Annotated in this window: 1 protein-coding gene; it reads right to left on the minus strand. The window is 67.5% G+C overall.

Going from position 1 to position 1,201, the window contains the following annotated elements:
- Nucleotides 1-10 precede the first annotated feature (10 nt).
- The gene (gene tuf / locus MKL11_RS01250) at nt 11-1,201 is read right to left on the minus strand and encodes an elongation factor Tu (RefSeq protein ID WP_243939554.1); all 1,191 of its coding nucleotides are present in this window, start codon (nt 1,199-1,201) and stop codon (nt 11-13) included.

The following is a 1,201-nucleotide window of genomic DNA, read 5'->3' on the forward strand; positions in this document are numbered from 1 at the left end:
CTGTCCTGGCTTAGTCGTTGATGGCGGCGACGACGCCGGCGCCGACGGTGCGGCCGCCCTCGCGGATGGCGAAGCGCAGCTTCTCCTCCATGGCCACCGGCACGATCAGCGTGACGTCCATGGTCACGTTGTCGCCCGGCATCACCATCTCGGTGCCCTCCGGCAGCTCGCACACCCCGGTCACGTCCGTGGTCCGGAAGTAGAATTGCGGCCGGTAGTTGGTGAAGAACGGCGTGTGCCGCCCGCCCTCCTCCTTGGTCAGGATGTAGGCCTCGGCCTTGAACTTGGTGTGCGGCTTCACCGAACCCGGCTTGCACACCACCTGGCCCCGCTCCACGTCCTCGCGCTTGGTGCCGCGCAGCAGCACGCCGACGTTGTCGCCCGCCTGGCCCTGGTCGAGCAGCTTGCGGAACATCTCCACGCCGGTCACCGTCGTGGTCGTGGTCGCCCGGATCCCGACGATCTCCACCGTCTCGCCGACCTTGACGATGCCGCGCTCGACGCGACCCGTCACCACCGTGCCGCGGCCCGAGATCGAGAACACGTCCTCGATCGGCATCAGGAACGGCAGGTCGATCGGGCGCTCCGGCTGCGGGATGTAGCTGTCGACGGTGGCCATCAGCGCCAGCACCGCCTCCTTGCCGATCTTGGGCTCCTTGTCCTCCAGCGCCATCAGCGCCGAGCCCTTGGTGATCGGGATGTCGTCGCCCGGGAAGTCGTACTTCGACAGCAGCTCGCGTACCTCGAGCTCGACCAGTTCCAGCAGTTCCTCGTCGTCGACCATGTCGACCTTGTTGAGGAACACCACCAGCGCCGGCACGCCGACCTGGCGGGCCAGCAGGATGTGCTCGCGGGTCTGCGGCATCGGGCCGTCGGCCGCCGACACCACCAGGATCGCGCCGTCCATCTGCGCGGCACCGGTGATCATGTTCTTCACGTAGTCGGCGTGGCCGGGGCAGTCGACGTGGGCGTAGTGCCGGTTGGCCGTCTCGTACTCCACGTGCGCCGTCGAGATCGTGATCCCGCGCGCCTTCTCCTCCGGCGCCTTGTCGATCTGGTCGTAGGCCGTGAACGTCGCACCGCCCGTCTCCGCCAGGACCTTCGTGATCGCCGCCGTCAGCGACGTCTTGCCGTGGTCCACGTGACCGATCGTGCCGATGTTGCAGTGCGGCTTGGTGCGAGCGAACTTTTCCTTGCCCAT

Origin of the sequence: Methylobacterium sp. J-077 (genome assembly GCF_022829365.1) — a bacterium.
Lineage (GTDB): Bacteria > Pseudomonadota > Alphaproteobacteria > Rhizobiales > Beijerinckiaceae > Methylobacterium.